This is a genomic window from Aliterella sp. E5.1, assembly GCF_057473825.1.
Genome location: NZ_JBYCCV010000431.1, coordinates 1 through 1282, shown reverse-complemented (window position 1 = coordinate 1282; position 1282 = coordinate 1). Strand labels below are relative to the sequence as shown.

The 1282-nt window shown below is 47.5% G+C and carries 2 protein-coding genes; one reads left to right on the top strand and one right to left on the bottom strand.

Features of this window, described 5'->3' with window-relative positions:
• Positions 1 to 407: 407 nt before the first annotated feature.
• Entirely contained in the window at positions 408 to 1055 is a 648-nt protein-coding gene (locus AC2VE5_RS27950) for a lytic transglycosylase domain-containing protein (RefSeq protein ID WP_486890765.1), read from the top strand.
• On the opposite strand, the gene AC2VE5_RS27945 is transcribed toward AC2VE5_RS27950, so the two are convergent.
• On the bottom strand, positions 1052 to 1282 hold a 231-nt coding region (locus tag AC2VE5_RS27945; protein WP_486890764.1), incomplete at its 5' end, for a dihydropteroate synthase. The two genes, AC2VE5_RS27950 and AC2VE5_RS27945, sit on opposite strands and share 4 nt — an antisense overlap.

Genomic DNA, 1282 nt, shown 5'->3' with positions numbered 1-1282 from the left:
ATTCTTGATCAACTGCACTTGAGCAACTATAGCAAAACGCCAAAAGTCACTGAGTTGTGATCTGCTTAAGATTCACGGTGAAGCGATCTTCTCTGTTTTAACCAATTTAAGGAAGTTTGTCTGCTGCTGATTGCTTCTAAAATTGGCCGCAAGTTAAGGATCCTACCTCAAATAGTGTTGCTAATCACAAATCAAAAAGATTATTCACATCAAAGTCAAGGGTTGACTTTTAAAATAAAGCCTAGTTTAATCTTCTGCTAGTGTGATCTTGATTTGAACAAGATTTGAACAAGAAAATATCTGTGTAGCCTTCTACATGGAAGCACTCAGGTTTTTTTGGAGAATATTGCCCAAAAATGCCCTAAAACCTGACTGGAACCTTGTTTTTGAAATATTGAGGAAGGCGATTGAGACATTACAAATTCTCAGCAGATCTAACATCACTGCTTTTGATGGGACTGCTAACCTCTGGTGTAACGCTCCTAAACTCACCTAAAGCTCAAGCAGAAGAATCCTTACAAGCCAAAGTTGACCAGGCCATGTTGCAGGAAGTCTCGATAGAGGTACCCCAACCGGTGATTGATCTTCGCCGGGCAATCATTGGCCAAGAAAGCGGCGGCAAATTTCAAGCCGTGAACCCCTATTCAGGGGCGCTTGGGTACGGGCAGGTGATGCCCGAGAATGTCGGCCCTTGGTCTAAAGAGGCCCTCGGCTATAGTATTTCAACGACTCAGTTTCTCAATGATCCAGCCCTACAGCTGAAAATTATTGACTTCAAACTAAAGCAGTACTGGCAAGCAGCGATTGCGGATGCTAAAGGCGATGAGGTAATTGCCGTTCGCCGGGTTGCCTCCCACTGGTACAGCGGCAAACCCTATCGGTACTCCTCCACCCGAGCGCAATACTATGGCGGGCATCGCTACCCCAGTATTGCCGAATATACCCTTGAGGTTTTGGCAAGATACCAGAAAGAGCAGCAATACATGCTCCAAGCCAGCACAAGCTTAAGGAACTCTCTGCCCTTGGAGTCTCCTCTAGTTCCAGGGATGAATTAACCCGATCGCCAGATCGCATCTGCTACCCGGCAAACCTCGCGCATCTGAGGGCCATCGTGAATTCTCAGGATATCAGCGGAGCCTGCGATCGCAGCGCTACAAGCCGCCGCAGTTCCCCAAATCCGTTTTTGCGGATCGGGCTGATCTAGAATCTTGCCAATAAAGCTCTTGCGCGAGGGACCAACCAAAATTGGACAGCCCAGGGAACGCAACTCCGGCAAGCGGCG